The sequence below is a fragment of the Micromonospora sp. C81 genome (genome assembly GCF_018070425.1).
Classification (GTDB): Bacteria; Actinomycetota; Actinomycetes; order Mycobacteriales; family Micromonosporaceae; genus Micromonospora; species Micromonospora zamorensis.
The window spans coordinates 99,343-119,495 of the sequence record NZ_JAGPXS010000013.1 but is presented as its reverse complement, the minus strand read 5'-3'; the positions used below and the strand labels follow the sequence as shown (position 1 = coordinate 119,495).

Below are 20,153 nucleotides of genomic sequence, written 5' to 3'. Positions count from 1 at the left end.
ATTCTGTGGTCGCGCCGGACTCCTACCGGGACGACCACCAGGTCGAGGTGCCGGTGACGGCGAACCCCAAGGACTCGTACAGCGGCTGGCCCAGTCGGGAGGCGGTCAGCGTGACCGGCAGCTCCGCCATCGGAGCCAGGGATCCCAGCATGACCGCCCGCCCGACACCACGGGACCGGAACTCCGGTGCGGTTCCGACCCAGTAGTGACTGCCGAGCCCACCGTGCACGACGGTGACGCACACCCCGGCGATCTCGCCATCCAGGCTGGCGACGAACACGTCCACACCTGGTTGGTGGATCAACGCCGTCGGGAACATCTCGCCGGCTCGGTGGGGCACGAACCTGGCCAGCTCGAAAGCGGCGATCACGGTACGCTCCGCGGCTCGCAGGTCCTCCTCGCTTCGCAGCCGGATGACCGCCATCTCCGGCTCGGCCACGACCCCGGGCTGGCGCAGCATGACCGGCATCTGCCAGGAACGCATGTCGAGGTGGCGCAGATCCGTCGAGCTGAACGGGTCCTCGGCGTCCACCGGCCCGGTCGCCCGGGCCGCCAGTTCGGTGATCTCGGCCAGTTCCTCACGACGGAGGTCGGGCTCCTGGATCAGGATGCGCAGGCCCGCGCGCCCGTCGCCGACGACGGCGAGGAAGCCCCGCCGACGGAGCACCTTGTGGCCGCGGACCCGCCCGGTGGTGGCCCAGAAGGCAGCGGAGTTACGGGCCTGGCGCAGTGGCGCGTCGGAGGCGGACAGGGACCGGGCGCGTTCGTTCGCTTCTGTCGTCATGGCGGTAGTTGTCCCAGAGAAGAGGTCTCGACTCGGCGCGTGACACGGCGAGGCTAGGCAAAACTGAGGCCGCCAGCCCGGACGCGTTTGAGTTCGGAGAAGGCCCCGCAGGAGGCGAGCAGACGGGCACCGTCGAAGACGTGCAGGGCCTCTTCCCCGCGCGGGATCGAGGTCAGTACGGGGCCGAAGAACGCCACGTCGTCGACCACGATCGTCGGGGTGCCGAGGTCCTCGCCCACGAGTTGCTGTGCGCGGGCGGTGCTCGCCCGCATCCGCGGGTCGATGTCGCTGCGATGGGCGGCCCCGGCCAGGTCGGCGGGAAGGCCCGCCTCGGCAAGAGCCGCGGGGACGACGGCGTCGAAATCCTTGTCGCCCTCGTCGTGGATCCGGCGGCCGAGCGCCGCGTACAGACTCGCGAGGGCGGTCGGGCCGTGTTCGGCGGACACCGCCGTGCACACCCGCGCCGGCCCCCATGCCCGGTCGTTGAATTCGCGGTACCAGGGCTCCAGATCGCGATGCTCGTCGATCACCGCGAGGCTCATCACCTCGAACCGCAGATCGATCGGACGCATCCGTGCCACCTCCACCAGCCAGCGCGAGGTGATCCAGGCGAACGGACAGGACGGGTCCACGTACGCCGTGACCGTCGACGCACGGTCAAAATTGTCTTCCATGGAAGGCAAGTTACCTTCCATGGAAGGTAAGATGCAACGGTGGATGACGACCGCATCACCCAGATCGTTGGTCAATGGCGACGCGAGCGACCAGACCTCGACCCCAACCCGCTGCTGATCATCGGTCGGATCCAGCAGCTGGCCGTAGCACTCGACGCAGCCCTGCGGCCGCCGTTCGCCGCTGCGGACCTCGGCAACGGTGAGTTCGACGTGCTCGCGGCGCTGCGTCGCGAGGGTGATCCGTACGCGCTCACGGCCGGGCAGCTGAGCCAGCGGATGCTCGTCACCACCGGTGCGGTGACCAAGCGGGTGGACCGGTTGATCGCCAGAGGGCTCGTGTCACGCTCGGTGTTCGAATCCGACGCGCGCGGCAGGGTGGTGGCGTTGACCCCCGCCGGGATGACGTTGATCGACCAGCTGATCGAGGAGCATCTGGCCAATGAGGCGCGCATCCTGCGTGGCCTCACCGACAGCGACCGCGCAGCGCTCGAGCGCCTACTGGCGACGCTGACCCGCGCCGTGGGTGCCTGAGTGCGAGCCCTCACTCGTTCCAGGGCCGGTGGGCGACGGTGAGGATGTGGGTCGTCGGCCAGTCGAGGGGCTGCCCATCGAGGTCGGCGAGAGAGGCGACAGGTGCGATCCGGTTGTCGATCACCCACTCGTTGCGGACGACGGTGCAGGCAGGACCGATCTCGAGGCCCGCTTCGGTCAGCAGGGTCGTCCACTCGGCGAAACTGAGGCCACAGAACTGTTCCTTCGTCTCGGAGAGCCAGTTGTCGGTGTAGTCCTTGCGGGTCAGGTAGTCCATCGCGGAGCCCAGCTCAAGCCGCACCGAGCCGTCGGGCAGCGCCTCGTAGTCGAAGGGGAACGCAAAGTCGACAGCGAACTGATCCAGCCGTGCCCGCGTCGACAGTCCGCCGACATACCGCCTGACCTCGGCGGAGTCGAGGCTGGCGAGGTCCCGGTGCGGCGATGCCGGGTTGTCGCCGTCATCCGCCACGAGTCGCAGGATCACCGGACGGTGGGGATCGTCCGGGCCACACACGTCACTGTTGATCCAGACGCCACCGGGCACGGTGTGGTCGTGGATGCGGCGGGCGAACTGCAACAGTGACTCCCGCTGCCGCCCGTACGACCAGATCTCATGGGTCAGCGCGAAGGTGAGGGTGGTGTCCACCGACCGGTCCTTGAAGACCGCGCCACCGAGGACGTTGCGGTGGAAGAAGTACACGTTGGCGTTGCGGAACACGCCCTGCGCCTTCTTGTGCAGGCACTCCTGAAAGAGGTGTCGGGCGACCTCGACGCCGATGAGGTCACTCTCGTGCAGGCCAGCCTCCCGGTCGGCCAACTCCAGGATCGCCCCGGCGCCACAGCCGATATCCACGATCCGACCGGGTTGCACGTACTGCCGGACGGCGGCCCACTTGCGCTCGGCGGCGCCGGCGAAGGCCTCCACGTAGGTCCGGTAGTCGCGGGTGACGGTAAGGCCACCCTCGTCGCCGACGAGGGGGTCGTTGACCACCATCCGGATCTCGTCGACCAGACGGTAGCGCTCGAAGACGTCGATCGTCGCCGGGTGCGTCAGCTTGCGCCACGTGTCGTCGCCCGCTGCCAGGCGCAGCAGGACATCCCAGGGCCGTTCGGGCGTGGTACGCAGCTCGGGGTCGGCCTCGACCTGCGCGATGGTGAAACCGAGCCGCTCGTACAGCTTGGCGACCTGCGGCGTCGAGCAAGCCACCAGGGTGTCGGCAGGAGTGAGTTCGAGTCCGGTGGCTACCGCGATGTTCTTGAGGGTCACCTCGGCGAAGGCATCGGTGTACGCGGTGTCGAAGATCGGCACGACCATTGACCGCAGCCCGCTCAGCACGCTGAATCGCTCGATCGCGGCCTCCCGCCGGTGGTACGGGACCGGATTGCGCTTGGTGTTCTCGTGGTTGGCGGAGGTCACCGCCCAGACGATCGTGACAGCGCCGTCCTCGGCGAGCCGCCGCAGGTAGTCAGCCTGGAAGCAGGTCAGCAGGTGATGCCGCCCCGGAAAGAGCACGAAGCGGGTGGACAGGCCAGCCATGGTCACCCCACGTTGTCCGGGCCGATGTGCGGCCCGCGATCATAACGGGAGGCTTGTTGCGGTCATCCGGCCGGGACGGCGACGACGCCGTTGCGCAGCTGTGACCGACGTGGCGCGGGGCGGCGCCTCAGCACGAGCCGTTGACCTGGCTGGCCGATCCGGTGTACAGGTACGCGTCGGGGACCCAGGTGCCGTCGGTCAGCTTGTTCCACAGGGTGCTGGCGCCCCAGCGGCCGGTCAGACTGGTGCCGTTCGACGAGCAGGCGATGCTCGCTGTGGCACCGTCCGCGAGCGAGCCGACGACGCCGTAGCCGGTGCCCGGCCCGGACCGCCGGCTGATCGACGTGCCGCCGTTGCTGTCGACGATTCCCTGGGTGAAGCCGAGTGCGCCGTAGTTGTAGAGCGCCCCGCCGACGTAGACGCGTTTCGAGCCGTGCAGCGCGGAGCCCTCGTAGGCCGTGCTGCCCTCTCTCGGCACCCACTTGCCCAGGTTGTGGGTCGCGATCGCCACGTACGCGCTGTTCTGCCGGAGCCCCAGGTGCACGTGCCGGCTGCTGGCAGAGCCGCCGCAGGTGATGTCGGTGCCGGTGTCGCCGAGGTAGGTGCCCGCCGAGACGGACGCGCCATCGACGTTGATGTTGTTCCAGAGGTGGTAGTAGTCCGTGGCGTACCCCCGGTCGTGGATCACCCGGATCCAGCCCTTGCACATCGTGTACGCGGTGCCGGCGCGCACGGCCAGCACCCGCTGGTCACCGCCTTGGAGATCGATCGAGCTGAACGGTCGCGGGGAGCCCGACCAGCCGTGCGGGCCACCTCGCAGGGTCCAGGACTGGCCGACGGTGAACGGCAGGCGCATGCCGGTGCGGAAGTCTCCGTTCGCGGCCAGGGTGCCGGGGGCTGTGAGAGCGGCCATTTCCTGTCGGGGGACGACGGAGGCGGGCGCGGCCGCGGTCAGTTCGGCGAAGGTGGCCTCCCCCTCGAAGGCGACCTGCCAGTCGCCGCGCTGGTGGCGGGCGACGAAGATCCAGCCGGACGGGTAGAGCCCTTCCTCCTGCGGAGCGACGAGCACCGCGGTGCCGAATGCCCAGGCCCGGCCGTCCCGGCGGGTGACGGTCACCCGGGTGTCCGCCGGACCGGCGGCGCGGGCTCCCTGGCCCGCCGTGACCGCGGCCTCCTCAAGCAGCCTGTGCTGCACGGCGATCGTGACGTCATTGGCCGGCGCGGCGTGGGCGCCGCTCGGCACGGTGCTGATCATGGTGGCAACGAGCAGCATCGCCGTGGCGGTACCGAGCCAGCGTTGAGTAATGATCATGTCCTCTCCAGAGGGGGTTGAGAGGCTGATGTATACCGCAGGAGGCTATACCGCAGATCGGTCTTTGTCTATGAAGGGAGGACGCGCTAGCCGGCGGTGGCCTCACGCTGGATCTGCGCGAACTGGGCCGCCATCGCGGCGGCCAGGGCCTGCGCGGCGGACAGCGGGCGAACCATCACGGTGAACTCGTCGATCAGGCCGTTCTCGTCCAGGTGCAGGAAGTCACAACCTTCGACGGCGACGTCGCCGATCCGCGCCTCGAACACCAGCGCGTGATCGCGATCGTCGTCACCGCTCAACTCACGGACGTACCGGAAGTCCTCGAACACCCGCAGAACGCCCCGCAGGATCGCCGCGGTGATTGCCTTGCCCGGATACGGCTTGAACGCCACCGGGCTGCGAAAAACCACGTCGTCGGCCAGGGCCGCCGTGATGGCATCGGGATCGCGTGCCTCAACCGCCGCGCGAAAGTCGATCACGACGCCAGCGTACGGGCTTCCTGACCACCGGTCACCCGGTGATCGCCGAGCCGGCACCCGTTGGAGCTGCTGCCTGGAACCAAGTCGGTCATATTTGGTGGAAGACCTGGACCGGCTGTGCCAGCCTGAGCGGAGGCCGCCACCACGGGGCCCGGTGCCATGACGGATCGAACCGACCGACGGGAGCACGGCGATGCGAGGACTCGAAACCTTCCCGCCCATCCGGACGCGAGCTTTCGAGGAACCGTCAGCCCATGCAGACCATCAACCTTGGCATCGTCGCCCACGTCGACGCCGGTAAGACCAGTCTGACCGAACGACTGCTGCACGCCACCGGTGTCACCGACCGGCTCGGCAGTGTCGACGCGGGCACCACGCAGACCGACACCGGCGAGATCGAGCGCCGCCGGGGCATCACCATCCGCAGCGCCGTCGCCGCGTTCGGATTACCCGACCGCCAGGTCAACCTGCTCGACACCCCCGGGCACAGCGACTTCGTGGCCGAGGTCGAACGCGCGCTGGGGGTGCTCGACGCGGCGATCCTGGTGCTGTCGGCCGTCGAGGGGGTGCAACCGCACAGCCGGCGGATCATGCGAATCCTCCGGTCACTCCGGCTACCCACGCTGATCTTCGTCAACAAGATCGACCGGAGGGGTGCCCACACCGACGAGCTGGTCGCGGACGTACGACGGCTGCTCACCCCGGCCGTCGCCCCGCTGGGCACGGTCCGCGGGCCCGGCACCCCCGAGGCCGCCTTCCGGCTCGACGATCCGCGGTACGACCGCAGCGCCGCCCACCGGCTCGCCGAGGCCCTCGCCGAGCACGACGACGAGCTGCTGGCCACCCTCGTGGACGACCTGCCACCCGACCCCGATCGGATCGACAAGTCGCTTCGGGTCCAGGTAGCGGCCGGGCAGGTCCACCCCCTGCTGTTCGGCTCGGCGCTGTCCGGAGCCGGCGTACCGGAACTGCTGGACGCCATCGCGGCCCTGCTTCCGGCGTCGCCACCGGCGGAGCCCGAGCCGCGGGCCCGGGTCTTCGCCATCGAACGCGACCCCGCCGGCGAGCGGGTGGCGTACCTGCGGTCGTACGCCGGGGAGCTTCGGGCCCGCCAGCGGGTCATCGCGTACCGCCGGGAGCCGGACGGCCAGATCACCGCGACCCGCGCCCGGATCACCCGGCTCGACGTGATCGGCGCGCCCACCGACCAGGCCGAGCCGACCGGCCGGGACGACCTGCCGGCCGCGCTGACCGCCGGGTACATCGCCCGGGTCACCGGCCTGACCGGGGTACGCCTCGGCGACCAGCTCGGCAGCTCGGCCGGCCTCGACGGGCGGTCGTACTTTCCGGCACCGACCATGGAGGCGGTGGTGCGGCCCCGCGACCCGGCCCGGACGCTGGCGCTGCACGCCGCGTTGCTGGACATCGCGGACACCGACCCGTTCATCCGGACCCGGGTGGCCCCGAACGGCGGCACGAGCGTGCTGCTCTACGGCGAGGTGCAGCGCGAGGTGCTGGCCGCCACGCTGGCCGAGGCGTACGGGATCGAGGCCGAGTTCGGGGCGGGCCGCCTCATGCACGTCGAGCGGCCAACCGGCACCGGCTCGGCGGTGGAGATCATCGGGCACGGTTTCTTCGGCACCGTCGGGTTCCGGGTCGAGCCCGGCTCCGCGGTGGACTACCGGCTGGAGGTCGAGCTCGGCTCGCTGCCGCTGTCGTTCCACAAGGCCATCGAGGAGGCCACCCGGGCCGCCCTCGACCAGGGTTGTCACGGCTGGCCGGTCACCGACATCCGGGTAACCCTCACGCACAGCGGCTACTGGTCGCCGATCACCACTGCCGGGCACTTCCGGGACCTGGCGCCGTACGTCCTCATGCAGGCGCTCGCCGAGGCCGGCACCCGGGTCTACGAGCCGTGCCGGCGGTTCGAGGCGGAGGTACCGGCCGACCGGCTCGGCGCTGTCACGTCGTACCTGGGCCGGCTCGGCGCCCGCATCGACGGCACCGACGAGATTGCCGCCGGCTGGCGGATCGGCGGGGTGCTGCCGGCGCGGCTCGAACCGGAGGCGCAGCGGCGGCTGCCGGACCTGTCCAGCGGGGAAGGGCTGTGGTCGTCGGTGCCCGGCGGCGACCGCCTGGTGCCCGGTGACCCGCCGCACCGGCCCCGCACCGACGGCAACCCGTTCGACCGGGTGGAGTACCTGCGGTTCCTCGCCCAGCCGAGGAACCGAAACTGAAAGGGCCCGCGCGAGATGCGCGGGCCCTTTCAGAATGCGATCAGCGCCAGCCGCGTGGGCCGAGCACCGGCTTCCAGTTGACCGCCGCGTTCGGGTCACCGCTGCCGTCGTAGCCTGCCCGCAGCGGGTACGCGTACACCGGACGTTCCGTCGTGGTCACGCCACCGCTCACCTTGCTGGCCAGCACCGACGTCGGCGCCTGACCCCGCTCAGTCCAGGCGCGGATCGCGCCGAGCCAGTCGACCCGGTCGGCGCCGGGACCGCCGGAGCAGTGGTAGACGCCGGGCAGCAGGAACAACCGGGCGAACTGCTGTGCGCGGGCCAGCGAGCCATACCGCTTCACCACGTCCTCGTAATACTGGATCGTGCCGAACGGGGTGATCAGCGGGTCAGCCAGACCGTGGTAGAGCATCAGCTTGCCGCCCGCCCTGCGGAAGGCGTCGAGATCGGTGGTGTCGGCGTTGTAGACCTTCGCCATCCTGTCGAGCTCTGCCGCGTCCCGGCTCGGGTCGAAGTCCCAGAGCGAGTAGCCCGCCCCCGGGTCGGTCGGGAAGGCCAGGTAGCGCAGGACCTGTTCGGCGAACGCACCGCCACCGCTCAGACCGGTCGGCGACGTGCTGATGTCGGAACCGACCCAGCCGCCCTCGGAACCCAACGGCAGCCCGCCCGGATACAGCGCGCGACCACGGTTGTCGCGCGGGCTGTCGTACCACTTCTTCACCACCGCGACCTGCGCGGCGCTGAGGCAACCTGCTGCGGCTGCCCCCTGCGGGCAGAGCAGCGTCGCCGGGTCGAACCGGCAGGCGCGTGGGTCGTCCACGACACCGTCCTTCACGACACCGTCGCAGGCGGCCTGCACGCCCTGGTTGACGACCGCCGCGGCGGCGGCGTCGACGATCTGGTTGCGGTCGGCGTTCCGGTTCTGCTGCTCGCGCACGCCCTGCGAGAGCGGGGCGAGGTAGTTCTGCCGGTTGGCCGGTGCGCCGGCGACGATGCCGTCGAAGTCACCGGGCCAGCGCTGCGCCTCGATCAGCGCCTGCCGACCACCGGTCGAACAACCCACGAAATAGGAGTACGCGGGAGCATGGCGGGTCATTCCCTTGAGGAGCGTCTTGGCCGCGAGCGCGGTCAGGTGCTCGGAGAGGTAGCCCCAGGTGTTCTGCGCGGCCTTGTTGTTGAGTCCGAACGAGGCGTCCGAGCCGCTGCCGACGTGGCCGGTGTCGTCGGAGGCGACCGCGTAGCCGAGGTCGACGTTGCCGTTGCCGGAGGTGCCGGCCGTCGGGATGCTGCCGCAGAAGCCGCCGCCGCCCAGCTGGACGTAGCGGCGGTTCCAGTCGGTAGGCACCTGCAGACGCAGCTGGATCACCGAGGTGCTGCCGTCGTCGGCACCGACCGTGATTGCGGCCCGGACGTCGCAGTAGGCCGTGGCCGCCGCCGTGGCGCCGGTCGTGGCGGAGCTGACCGTCGTCGGGTAGCCGACGGCGCGGCTGAGCTTCCCGGCGGCGGCGGTCGTGGAGCAGTCGAGTCGCGGCTTGGCGTGTGCGATGCCGGGCGCCGCGGCGACGGTGAGACCGGCGGCGACGACCACGGCGGAGAGGAGACGTAACCTGTGGAGCACATTGGCCTCCGATGTTTCGCTAGGCGGAACGCGGCAATATCGCCACGGCCTGGGAGTGACGCTAGAGCTGGGCGAATACCCTGTCAACATCCACGCCTGTCGTTCCGCTGGGCGGAACCTACCCGAGCACGTCGCGCTCCCGCAGGGCCGCCATCTCCTCCGCCGACAGGCCCAGCTCGTCGCCGAGCACCGCGTCCGTGTCGGCACCCAGCGCGCGGCCGGTGAACCGGATCCGGCCCGGTGTGCGGCTCATCCGCCACAGCACGTTCTGCATCCGGACCGGCCCCAGGTCCGGATCGTCCACGGTGGTCACCAGTTCCAGTGCCCGCACCTGCGGGTCGTCGAGCAACTCGCTCGGCTTGTAGACCGGCGCCACCGCCGCCCCCGCCTCCTCGAACGCGCGCAGCACCTCGTCGCGGGTCCGCGCCCCGATCCACTCCCCCACGTAGCCGTCGAGCAGGTCGGCGTGCTGCGCCCGCTGGCGACCGGTGGCGAACCACGGCTCGTCGATCACCTCCGGGTGGCCGACCAGCGTCAGCACCCGCCGAGCGATACTGTCGGCGCTCGTGGAAATGGCCACCCACTGCCCGTCAGCCGTCCGGTAGGTGTTGCGCGGCGCATTGTTGAGTGACCGGTTGCCGGTGCGCTGCTGATCGATGCCGAGCTGGTCGGCGTAGATCACGCCGGGCCCGACAGCCGTCATGATGGGGCTGAGCAGGTCGAGGTCGATCTCCTGACCCTGGCCGTCCTTCTCCCGCTGGAACAGCGCCATCGAGACCGCCGCCGCACCCGCCATCCCGGCGATCGAGTCGGCCAGACCGAACGCCGGCAACGTCGGAGGGCCGTTCGGGTCGCCGGTCAGGTGAGCGAAACCGCTCATCGACTCGACGAGCGTGCCGAAGGCCGGCCGCGCCGCGTACGGGCCGGACTGACCGAAGCCGGTGACCCGCAGCAGGATCAGCCGCGGATTGTCCGCGGAGAGCACGTCGTAGCCGAGGCCCCAGCGCTCCAGCGTGCCGGGCCGGAAGTTCTCGATCACGACGTCGGCGGTGGCGGCGAGCTTGCGGAAGATCTCCGCCCCGGCCGGGTCACCGAGATAGAGCCCGACCGTCCGTTTGTTGCGGGCGACCATCTTCCACCACAGCGGCTGGTCGTCCTTGGCCAACCCATGCCCGCGCATGCCGTCCCCGCGGCCAGGGTACTCGATCTTGATGACCTCGGCGCCGAAATCGCCGAGCATCTGCGCCACCAGCGGGCCGGCCAGGATGGTCGACAGGTCGAGCACCCGCAGGCCGGCCAGCGGTCCGTCGTTCACACTGGACATACTCACCCCTGGTACGGACGGTGCACGTAGCGGCCGCCGGGGGTGCCGACGATGTTGCCGGCGTCGAGCACGCGCTGCCCCCGGACCCAGGTGTCGGTGACACGGGCACCGAGTTCGAAGCCCTCGAACGGCGTGTACTCCTGGGTCGACTCGGAGTCCGCGGCGTGCACGGTCCAGGTGGTGTTCTCCACGAGGCACAGGTCGGCGTCGAAGCCCACCCCGATGGTGCCCTTGCCCGGCAGTCCGTAGCGGCGGGCCGGATTCCAGGAGGCCAACTGCGCGATCCGCTGGTGCGACAGGCCGCGCTTGCGCCCCTCCGAGACCAGGCCGGGCAGCAGGTATTCCGCCCCGCCGAAGCCCGACTTCGCGGCGAAGATGTCCTCGCGCGGGTCACCGAACTTCGTCTCGTCCTTGCAGCACGCGTGGTCACTGACCACCCAGTCGACGCTGCCGTCGAGCACGTACTCCCAGAGCGCCTCCACGTCCTCCTGCGGGCGCAGCGGAGGGTTCACCTTGCCACCCAGGCCGTGCGCGCTGTCCACACTGGCCAGCAGGTGCCCGAGGGTGACCTCGCGGCGGAAGTCGACATGCGGAAACGTCCTGGCCATCAACATCGCCGCCCGCAGGGCCTTGCGCGAGGAGAGGTGCAGCAGGTTGATGTTGGGCAGCCCGGTCTCGTCGGCCAGGAACGCCGCGATCGTCACCGCGAGCCCTTCCGAGTGCGGCGGTCGTGACGCGCTGTAGGCAGCCAGGCCCTGCAACGACGCGTCCTGCTCGACCAGCTTCGTGTAGGCCGTCATGATCTCGGCTGTCTCGCAGTGCAGCGACAGCGACACGTGCGGTGCCGCGTCGGTCAGCTTCTCCCGGGCCGCCTGCACGCCGCGCATCACGAACTCGAAGTGAGCGAGGTCGTAGCGCTCGTTCGGCGGGATCATCAGGAACGAACTCTGGTCGCTGGACCGCCCGTGCAGCCCGTGGCTGCCGTAGAACATGAAGATCTTGAAGGAGGTGACGCCGAAGTTCTCGATGATCGAGGGAATCTCGTCGATGTGCTCCCTCATCATCGGCGCGAGGTGGAATCCGTAGTCGATGAACGAGCGTCCTTCCGAGGCGGCCAGCACGTGCGGGAAGAACTCCGCGTACGAGCCACCCCGGTTGAGGTAGTACTGCCCCGTACGCATGTAGGTCAGTCCGGTCGTCACACCGCCCTGGGCGCTGGCGCGGCTCTCGGTGGCGGTGTCCTCGGCCAGCGAGTTGTAGATGCCCCAGTGCTGGTGCGCGTCGACCGCGCCCGGGTACGCGAGCCGGCCGCGCCCGTCCACGACGGTCTGCGCCTCGTCGGCCGGGATGTCGGCCTCGATCCGCACCACCTTGCCGCCGGCAATGCCGATATCCAGCCGGTCGCCATCGGGCGAGCCGGCGTCGGGCCGGACCACGGTTACGTTCTTGATCAGGGTTTCCAGCAGTTTCATGCGTTTCCTCCCGTGGTTCGAGCGACGTGGTTCGCCGCGAGGTAGGCGAGGCCGAGGGCGGGCAGGAGGCCGTTGCCGGCCAGGTAACCGGCCGCGCCATGGCCGGAGATGCCGGCCGCGGCACCGCCCGAGGCGTAGAGGCCGGGGATCGGCGCGCCACCCGGGCGCAGCACCCGGGCATGCTCGTCGACCAGCAGGCCGCCCTGGGTGTGAAAGAGCGCCGGCACCACCCGGGCGGTGAGGTACGGCGGCTCCAGTGGTGCTTCGAAGAACGTGCGGCCGAAGCGGTCGGCCCGCTCGCCGCGAGCCACCGCCGCCGTCTCGGCGAGTTCCGCGACCACGGCCTCGGCCGGCAGCCCGGTGACCGAGGACAGCGCGGCCTCGTCGGCCGCGTCCAGCAGCGCGCCCGACTCCACGCTCTGCCGAAAGTCGGTGAACGCGAGGCAGGCGTCGTGAATCCGGCGGTCCAGCACCAGCCAACCGAACGCGTCCGGGCGGGCTGCGAGCGCAGCGGCGTACTCGGAATAGCCGGTCGTCTCGTCACCGAACCGCCGTCCGGTGGTGTCCAGCAGGACACCGCCGTGCATCACTGTCGCCCAGCCGACCAGCGTCGCGGAGCGGGCCGAAAGAGCGGCATGCCCCTGGTACGCGTCGAGGAAGGCGCTCTGCGCGCCGAGCTCGGTGCCGATCCGCAGCGCATCGCCGCGGGACATCTCACTGCCGTGGTAGACCGCCGCCGCGATCTCCGGCAGGTGCTCGCCGACCATGGTCCGGTCGGCGCCGTAGCCGTTGGTGGCCAGCAGCACCGCCCCGGTCGGGATCTCCTCACGTGTGCCGTCCGGTCGCTCGACCACGGCGGCTCGAACCACGCCGGAGTCGACGACCACGTCGACCAGTCGGGCCGGGACCAGCATGTCGATACCGACCCTGCCCAGCCGCTGGACGAGATGGTCGAGCAGCACGGTGCCGTGCCGGCCCTCGACCGTGTGGCAGCGGTCGACCGAGTGGCCCGGGTAGTGGAAGTCGGTCACCAACGACAGCTCCAGCCCGACGGTGTCAGCCAGCCACTCGACCAGCTCGGCGCTCACCGCGCCGAGCGCACGGGCGAGCCTCTGGTCGCCCTGCCCCTTGGTCTTGCGCGCGACGTCCGCCGCGAACAGCTCGGCCGAGTCGTCGATGCCGGCGGCCCGCTGCCACCGCGAGCCGGCGCCCGGGATCATCGCGGTCGACATCGAGGTGTTGTTGCCCCGGCGGAAGTGCTCGCTGGCCTCAACCACCAGCACGTCGAGGCCGAGCTGGGCGGCGCGCAGGGCGGCGACGAGCCCTCCCCCGGCACCGGCGACCACGAGGTCCGGCCCGCTCACGCGCCCACCTCCCCAGCACCGATCAGCCGCAGCGCCAGGGCGGTCGGGTCGACCACCCGAGCTGGCAGGCTGACGCCGGCCGGCAGGTCGACGGCCGAGCAGCCGTTGATCACCGAACGCGCACCGCCCGCGGCGAGCGTGCCGACGGCACCGCCAAGCGTGCTGGCCCAGCGGGAGGTGTCGGCAATCGCGTGCACGTCGAGGTCGAGCACCTCGACCCCGAGCAGGTCGGCCGACCACCCGTACACCCCGGCCCGGGCGGTGATCTCGTCGGCGATCGCCTTGTTGCGGGCCACCGCCGCGCACCTGCGCCCGCTCAGCACGGCCCAGCCGAGGCTGAGACGGAGCAGTCCGAACACCGGCACCGGCAGGGTGCCGGCGAGGTCCGCGACACCGGGGTCGAGGACGCAGTCCGGCAGCAGCGCGTCGAAGCCGGCCGGCGCGCCGCGCAGCGCCGCGGTGACCAGCACCTCGCTCTCCCGCACCTGCTCGTCGGTGTCCAGGGCGCGCGGTGCGTCCGCTCCGATGTCGTGCAGCACGACGTCGACGCCCGGCGGCGACAGCGCCGCGTAGCGCGCCTGCCGGCGGGCCAGTTCCTCGGCGTCGACATGGATCGGGGTCACGGCATAGATCCGCACGGTCTCTCTCCTAGATCTCGGCGAGCCGGCGCAGGTCGGGCCCGACGTCGGTGGTGGCAGCCAGGCCAGCGGCGATTTCGTGCACGGCTCGGACGGTGTCGGGGTCGAGCAGGCGTCCGAGCAGCGTGAGCACGTCACCCTCGGTCATCGGGTGGTAGGCCGCGTCGCCGACCGGGTTGGGCACCTCAATCACCCTGGGTGCTCCGCCGAGGGTGCGGACGGTGACGCGGGCCGCACGTTCGTCGGGCAGTCGGGCGTCGAGGTCCGGAGCCACCCGCAGCACCACCTTGGCGGCCAGCGCGCGTACCCGCGGGTCGTCACGCTGGTCGTCGGCGGAAACGGCGGGGTCGACGGTGCCGTGCACCAGCGCGGCGGACACCACGAACGGCGTCGAGAACAGCGCGGCCAACCGGCTGTCCCAACTCGTCCGGCCGAGCCCGCCAGCCAGCGAGTGGGTCTCGACCAGGACCTCCTCGATGGAGTCGAGCGTCAGCCCGTCGGCTCGCATCAGCAGGGCCGCGTCGGCCGCCGGGTGGGTGAACGAGCAGGACGCGTGCCGCTTGAAATAGCCGAGCTGCACGTCCCACCGCGTGCCGAGCCCGTCGCTGAGCGGCGCGGGGTCGAACCGGCCGAGCACGTCGCCGAGCGACAACGAGGGGGTACCGGTGTTGCGGGCGACGCCGGCCGCGGCCATCCGTGCCGCCGCCAACCCGGACACGTTGGAGGCTCCCAGCCAGGCGTCGCGGACCGGGTTGCCGTCCAGGGCGCTGGCGAAGTGCCCGGCCACCGGTAGGCCGGCTCCCGCGTCGATCGCTGCGGCGACGCCCTCACCGGACAGGCCGAGCAACCGCGCGCAGCCGGCCGCCGCACCCGCGACGCCCCAGCTGCCGTGCGGATGCGCGTCGGCGCGAAGGGTGGTGGCCCGGCCGAAACGCGCCGCCACCTCGTAGGCCGCCAGCAGCGCCGACATCGTCTCCGGACCGGACGCGCCGAGGTCGGCGGCGAGCGCCAGCACCGCGGGCAGCCCGTGCGCCGCCGGATGACCCTTCGCGTACTTGTGACCCTCGTCGAGCTCAAGCCGCGCCATCGCGGTCGCGTTCAGCCAGGCTGCCGCCTCGACGGTGGTGGTCGCGCCTGCCCCGACCAGCGGCGCGGGCCCGGACCCGGGACGCCATGCGGCGACCAGGGCCCGCTGCTCGGACTGCCGGGCACCGACCACTGTCACCCCGAGCGAGTCGAGCAGCACGAGCCCGAGCCGGTCGCGGACGGTGTCCGGGACGTCCGACCAGCGGAGCGCGGCGGCCCAGGTGCCGAGCCGGGCCACCGCCTCCACTGTGGATTGCACGTCAGAGCCCCAGGTAGGCGGCTCGGACCCGGTCGTCGCGGGCGAGCTCCGGCCCCGGGCCTTCGAGGACCAGGCTGCCGCTCTCCAGCACGTACGCCCGGTCGGCCAGGTTGAGCGCGTGCGCGGCATTCTGCTCGACCAGCAGCACCGAGACACCCCGGTCGCGGATCGCCTTGATCGCGTCGAGCACGGTCCAGGTCAGCTTCGGCGACAGGCCGGTGGACGGCTCGTCGAGCAGCAACAGCCGTGGACCGGCCATCAACGCCCTGCCGATCGCGAGCATCTGCTGCTGCCCGCCACTGAGCGTCTCGGCGGCCTGGGCGCGCCGCTCGGCGAGGATCGGGAACAGGTCGAAGACCTCGCGCAACGGCTCACCGAGCGGCTTGCGGCCACGGGTCCAGCCGCCCATCCGCAGGTTCTCCTCGACGCTGAGCGGCCCGAACAGCGCCCGCCCCTCCGGCACGTGCAGCAGGCCACGGCCGACCAGTTCGCTCGGGCGTACGCCATCGGCCCGTGCGCCGTTGAAAGTGATCGTGCCCGCGGTCGGTTTGACCAGCCCGGAAATGGTCTTGAGCGTGGTGGTCTTGCCGGCACCGTTGGCGCCGACGATCGCCACGATCTCGCCCTCCTCGACCCGCAGGTCGAGCTCGTGCAGGATCTGCAGGCCGTGGTAGCCGGCGCTGACCCCCTCAAGCGTGAGCATGCGGGTCCTCCCCGAGGTAGGCCTCGATGACCCGCGGGTCACGGGTCACCTCCTGTGGTGGGCCCGAGGTGAGCACCCGGCCCAGATCGAGCACGAGCACCGAGTCCGACAGCCGCATGACCGCAGCCATGATGTGTTCGACGAAGACGAGCGTCACGCCGTCCTCGGTGCGCAGCCGCTCCAGCAGCTCCATCACCGGTGCCCGCTCCGCGGGCACCAGGCCGGCCAGCACCTCGTCGAGCAACAGCACGCGGGGTTTGCTGGCCAACGCCCGGGCCAGTTCCAGCCGCTTGAGGGCCGCGGTGGGCAGGCCCTCGGTCGCCGAGTCGCGCCACCGGCCGAGGCCGACCCGATCGATCAGCTCGGCGGCGGTGGTCCGGGCCGTACGCTTGGCGGCGCCGCCGGCCAGCACCGCGATCGTGACGTTCTCCAGCACGGTCATCGAATAGAATGGCCGCATCAGCTGGAACGTGCGGGTCATGCCCGCCGCGGTCACCTTGTGCGGCGCGTGCCCGGTGATCTCCCTGCCGCCCAGGTACACCCGGCCGGTGTCCGGCCGCAACGCACCCGCGATCAGGTTGAACACAGTGGTCTTGCCTGCGCCGTTGGCCCCGATGACGCCGAGGATGCTGCCCTCGGCGACCTCGAAGCTCACCTCGTCGACCGCCCGCAGGCCCTTGAACGACTTGGAGATTCCGTCGACCCGAAGCAGTGTCATCGCCGGGACCACCTTTGGCGGATCGTTCCGTATATGCCTTTCGGCAGGAGCAGCACAATGATGATCAACAGGGTGCCGTAGACGATCACGTCCAGGCCGCTGCGCCCCTGAAGGAACTCCAGCGCGGGCGGCGGGTTGCGCAGCACCGTCGCCGTCACGTCGTTGAGCGGGCCCATCACCACGGCGCCGATCACCGGCCCCCAGATGGTCGCCACCCCGCCGATCACGGCCGGCAGGATCGCCTGGATCGACACGCTCGACCCGAACGCCAGGTCCGGATCGATGAACAGGAAGTACTGCACGTAGAAGGCACCGGCGACAGAGGTGATCGCGGCGGACAGCGCCATCGTCACCAGCTTGTAGCGCATCACCGGGATGCCGACCGCTGAGGCCGCGTCCTCGTCGTCGCGGGCAGCCTTGGTGAACTGTCCGGCACGCGAGCGGACGAACTGCACGCTGATCACCAGTGCGGCGACGGTGAGCGCGAGCGCGATCCAGAAGTAGTTCGGCGAGGCCGGCTCGAACTGGATCCACCACCACGAACTGTCGGAACGAAGCGGCACGTGGTAGCCGACCGCGCGGTTGACGAAGTCGCTGTTCGTCGCCCAGAGCCGGAGCATCTCGGCGAACGCGAAGGTGGCCAGCGCGAAGTACGCGCCGCGCAGCTTGTACCGCAGCGCCAGGAAACCGATCAGCGCGGCGAACGCCGCGGCCATCACCATGCCGGCGAGCATCCCGATCCACGGCGACACGCGGTGCTCGACCAGGAGCCAGGCGCTGGTGTACGCGCCGATTCCGAAATAGGCCGCGTGCCCGAAGCTGAACATGCCGCCGAAGCCACTCATCATGTTCCAGCCGATGCTCATCAGGGCGAAGATGAGCACCCGCACCGCGACCGATGCCTGCGCCGACGGAAGGATCAGCGGCAGCGGCACCAGCAGCACGGCGAGTACCGCGATGGCCAGCAGGTGCTTGTTCCACGGCAGGCGAGGCAGTGGCCTGCTGGCCGCTGTCTCCGCTGCCGGCGTGTCGGTGGTGGTCGTCATGCCGACCTCCCGAAGAGTCCCTGCGGGCGCAGGAAGAGCACGAGGACGAAGACGATGAACACCGACAGCAGGGGCGACTGTCCCGGCAGGTAGATACCGCCGAGCTGCTCGGCCAATCCGATGACCAGACCGCCGACCAGCGCGCCGACGACGTTGCCCATGCCGCCCAGCACCACCACCACGAAGGCAACGATGTTGAACAGCGAACCGGTGGTGGGCTCGATGGTGACCAGCGGGGCGACGAGCGTGCCAGCGGCGCCGGCGCAGGCGGTGCCGAGCGCGAATGTCACCGCGTAGATGACCCGGGTGTCGATACCGACCAGCTGCGCGCCGGTGTCGTTGGCGGCCACCGCGCGGATCGCGGTGCCCAGCCGGGTGCGCTGCAGCAGCAGGTAGAGCAGTCCGGCCAGGACGAGTGCGCCGACGAAGGCGAGGATCCGGGACAGGTTGGCCACCGCTTCGAAGATCGGTACGCCGCGGTCGCCGGGCAGGGCCACCGAGCGCGGGTTCCCGCCGAAGAACAGCAGCAGCGCGTTCTCGATGATCAGCGAAATGCCCAGCGTGATCAGCAACTGGTTCTCCAGCGGCTTGCCCATCGCGCCGGCCAGGATGCCGCGTTGCACCAGCAGGCCGAGCACGAACATCGCCGGCACGCTGACAGCGAGCGCGAGGTAGGGATGCAACCCGGCCTGGGTCAGCCCGAACGTCAGGAACAAGGCCAGCGCCAGGAAGCTGCCGTGGGCGAAGTTGACGATGTCGAGGACACCGAAGATCAGCGTGAGGCCCATCGCGATCAGGCCATAGACGCCGCCGATCAGGACACCGGTGGCCATCGCCTGCACGACGACGACCCCGCTGCCGGAGCGGACGTACGCGAGCACGACCGCGAGCACGACCAACGCGGCGATCACCGCGATCCGCAACCACGGCACGGTACGGACGGGAGTCGGGCGTACCTCGTCGGGATCCAGGGTTGCCACGCCGCCGCTGCCGGCGGCGTGGCCCTGGTCGGCTGGCGTGGTCACTGGCTCTTGAAGGCGGGGTAGAGGGGCTTCTCCTCCGCCTTGTCGGCCGGGAACACCTGCTTGACCACGCCACCCTGGACCTGCATGAGGATCGGCGTGGCGTTCTCGTTCTCTCCGGTCGGGCCGAACTTGATCGGGCCGTTGCCGGCGATCAGGGTCGGCACCGAACCGCTGGCGATCGCGTCGCGCACCTTGGCCGGTTCGGCGCTGCCGGCGCGCTCCAGCGCGTCGGCGATCACCTTGACCGAGTCGTGTGCGAGCACCGCTCCGGTGCGGATCTGGTCGTTGTAGCGCTCCTGGTAGAGCTTGGCCAGCGCCTGCGTGTCGGCGTTGGTCATGTCGGCGTGGTAGTTGGCGTCGAAGAAGCCCTCGGCTGCGGCGCCCGCCTCCTTCGGGAACTGCGGGAGGTCGAACGCACCGTTGGCGACCCCGTAGACCGCCTTCAGGGCCGGCGGCTTGACGGTGGCGACGGCCTTGGCCGCCAGCACGCCGTCGCGGTAATAGCCGGCCACCATCAGCACGTCGGCGCCACTGGCCTTGACCTGGGTGACCTGGGTCGTCAGGTCGGAGACGTTGGCGGCGTCGTAGGCGAGCGCCGGGCCGACCTTGATGCCGGCCTTCTCCGCCTCGGCCTTGAAGGCGTCACGTACGGCGCTCCCGAACGGACCCTGCTCGTGCAGCACCGCCACCGTCTTGACCGGCTGGTTGGCCGCCTTGGCCACCTGGTCGAGGAACTGCGCGCCGGCGGTGCCGAGCACTGTGGAGCTGGGCTGCACCCGGAACGTGTACTTGTAGCCCTGGGAGAGAATCGAGTCCGCGCTGGACACGTCGATCACCAGCGGCACCTTGTTGCGTTCGGCCACCGTGGACACGTTCGCGGTGACCGCGCTCTGGTAGGTGCCGACCAGGCCGACCACGCCGTCCTGAATGAGGCGCTGCGCCTCGCTCTGGCCGACCTCCGGCTTGCCCTGGGTGTCAGCGCTCACCAGTTCCAGCTTCTTGCCGCCCTGCGACTTGATGCCACCGGCGTTGTTGATCGCCTCGACGGCCAGCTTGGCTCCGTTGTCCATCTGCTGCCCGTCAGCCGCGGCCGCTCCGCTCAGCGGGTGCAGGGAACCGATCTTTATGGTGCTGCCGGACTGGGCGCCGCCGCCGTTGGTCGTGCCGGCGGGCCCGGACCCGCCGCACGCGGCGAGGGCCAGCGGCAGGGTCAGGGCGAGGCTCAGGGTCCAGGTCTTCCTCATGTCAGCTCCTGGGGTGACCGTGTTCCGCCGCACGGAACATCGCATGGGGCATGATGCTGGCACTGCCCCTTCGCCTGGGTCAAGGGTTCACCGAATAATCTT

The 20,153-nt window shown here is 70.5% G+C and carries 18 protein-coding genes; 2 read left to right on the top strand and 16 right to left on the bottom strand.

Going from position 1 to position 20,153, the window contains the following annotated elements:
- Positions 1–22: 22 nt before the first annotated feature.
- Both KBX46_RS21325 and KBX46_RS21320 read right to left on the bottom strand, forming a co-directional pair.
- Positions 23–784, bottom strand: coding sequence for a GNAT family N-acetyltransferase (locus KBX46_RS21325; protein ID WP_210793782.1), 762 nt, complete (start codon positions 782–784; stop codon positions 23–25).
- A 53-nt stretch (positions 785–837) separates the two neighbouring features.
- A complete protein-coding gene (locus KBX46_RS21320; RefSeq protein ID WP_305798155.1) occupies positions 838–1,533 on the bottom strand; it encodes a disulfide bond formation protein DsbA in 696 nt (231 codons plus the stop codon).
- Between KBX46_RS21320 and KBX46_RS32625 the strand changes: the two genes are divergently transcribed.
- A complete protein-coding gene (locus KBX46_RS32625; protein ID WP_210793781.1) occupies positions 1,498–1,989 on the top strand; it encodes a MarR family winged helix-turn-helix transcriptional regulator in 492 nt (163 codons plus the stop codon). The two genes, KBX46_RS21320 and KBX46_RS32625, sit on opposite strands and share 36 nt — an antisense overlap.
- 10 nt (positions 1,990–1,999) lie before the next feature.
- On the opposite strand, the gene KBX46_RS21310 is transcribed toward KBX46_RS32625, so the two are convergent.
- From KBX46_RS21310 to KBX46_RS33185, 3 genes are all read right to left on the bottom strand, one after another.
- Positions 2,000–3,526, bottom strand: a complete 1,527-nt coding sequence (locus KBX46_RS21310; RefSeq protein WP_210793780.1) for a methyltransferase domain-containing protein — start codon at positions 3,524–3,526, stop codon at positions 2,000–2,002.
- Between the two features lie 127 nt (positions 3,527–3,653).
- Complete coding sequence (locus KBX46_RS21305) at positions 3,654–4,838, bottom strand: peptidase M23 (protein ID WP_210793779.1); 1,185 nt, start codon at positions 4,836–4,838, stop codon at positions 3,654–3,656.
- A gap of 86 nt (positions 4,839–4,924) precedes the next feature.
- A complete protein-coding gene (locus KBX46_RS33185) occupies positions 4,925–5,317 on the bottom strand; it encodes a nuclear transport factor 2 family protein (protein WP_210793778.1) in 393 nt (130 codons plus the stop codon).
- A gap of 254 nt (positions 5,318–5,571) precedes the next feature.
- Here KBX46_RS33185 and KBX46_RS21295 point away from each other — a divergent pair, with 254 nt between their 5' ends.
- Positions 5,572–7,554: a GTP-binding protein gene (locus tag KBX46_RS21295; RefSeq protein WP_210793777.1), complete on the top strand. Its 1,983-nt coding sequence runs from the start codon at positions 5,572–5,574 to the stop codon at positions 7,552–7,554.
- Positions 7,555–7,594: 40 nt separating this feature from the next.
- Here KBX46_RS21295 and KBX46_RS21290 read toward each other — a convergent pair whose 3' ends face one another.
- The 11 genes from KBX46_RS21290 to KBX46_RS21240 form a co-directional block, all read right to left on the bottom strand.
- Complete coding sequence (locus KBX46_RS21290; RefSeq protein WP_210793776.1) at positions 7,595–9,172, bottom strand: tannase/feruloyl esterase family alpha/beta hydrolase; 1,578 nt, start codon at positions 9,170–9,172, stop codon at positions 7,595–7,597.
- Between the two features lie 118 nt (positions 9,173–9,290).
- Positions 9,291–10,487, bottom strand: coding sequence for a CoA transferase (locus tag KBX46_RS21285; RefSeq protein WP_308159650.1), 1,197 nt, complete (start codon positions 10,485–10,487; stop codon positions 9,291–9,293).
- Positions 10,488–10,498: 11 nt separating this feature from the next.
- A complete protein-coding gene (locus KBX46_RS21280; RefSeq protein WP_210793774.1) occupies positions 10,499–11,968 on the bottom strand; it encodes a dihydroorotase family protein in 1,470 nt (489 codons plus the stop codon).
- Positions 11,965–13,332, bottom strand: a complete 1,368-nt coding sequence (locus tag KBX46_RS21275; RefSeq protein WP_210793773.1) for an FAD-binding protein — start codon at positions 13,330–13,332, stop codon at positions 11,965–11,967. The genes KBX46_RS21280 and KBX46_RS21275 overlap by 4 nt, the downstream gene beginning before the upstream one ends.
- Positions 13,329–13,970, bottom strand: coding sequence for an aspartate/glutamate racemase family protein (locus KBX46_RS21270; RefSeq protein ID WP_088948999.1), 642 nt, complete (start codon positions 13,968–13,970; stop codon positions 13,329–13,331). The genes KBX46_RS21275 and KBX46_RS21270 overlap by 4 nt, the downstream gene beginning before the upstream one ends.
- A gap of 10 nt (positions 13,971–13,980) precedes the next feature.
- The gene (locus KBX46_RS33180; RefSeq protein ID WP_210793772.1) at positions 13,981–15,315 is read right to left on the bottom strand and encodes an MmgE/PrpD family protein; all 1,335 of its coding nucleotides are present in this window, start codon (positions 15,313–15,315) and stop codon (positions 13,981–13,983) included.
- 1 nt (position 15,316) lies between these two features.
- Positions 15,317–16,018, bottom strand: a complete 702-nt coding sequence (locus KBX46_RS21260) for an ABC transporter ATP-binding protein (RefSeq protein ID WP_210793771.1) — start codon at positions 16,016–16,018, stop codon at positions 15,317–15,319.
- Complete coding sequence (locus tag KBX46_RS21255) at positions 16,005–16,736, bottom strand: ABC transporter ATP-binding protein (protein WP_210793849.1); 732 nt, start codon at positions 16,734–16,736, stop codon at positions 16,005–16,007. The genes KBX46_RS21260 and KBX46_RS21255 overlap by 14 nt, the downstream gene beginning before the upstream one ends.
- Positions 16,733–17,782, bottom strand: a complete 1,050-nt coding sequence (locus tag KBX46_RS21250; RefSeq protein WP_210793770.1) for a branched-chain amino acid ABC transporter permease — start codon at positions 17,780–17,782, stop codon at positions 16,733–16,735. Before KBX46_RS21250 ends, KBX46_RS21255 begins: the two co-directional genes overlap by 4 nt.
- Entirely contained in the window at positions 17,779–18,807 is a 1,029-nt protein-coding gene (locus KBX46_RS21245; RefSeq protein ID WP_210793769.1) for a branched-chain amino acid ABC transporter permease, read from the bottom strand. The genes KBX46_RS21250 and KBX46_RS21245 overlap by 4 nt, the downstream gene beginning before the upstream one ends.
- Positions 18,804–20,051 carry an ABC transporter substrate-binding protein gene (locus KBX46_RS21240; protein WP_088949002.1) on the bottom strand — a complete coding sequence of 416 codons (1,248 nt, stop codon included), beginning with the start codon at positions 20,049–20,051 and terminating at the stop codon, positions 18,804–18,806. The genes KBX46_RS21245 and KBX46_RS21240 overlap by 4 nt, the downstream gene beginning before the upstream one ends.
- Positions 20,052–20,153: the final 102 nt, after the last annotated feature.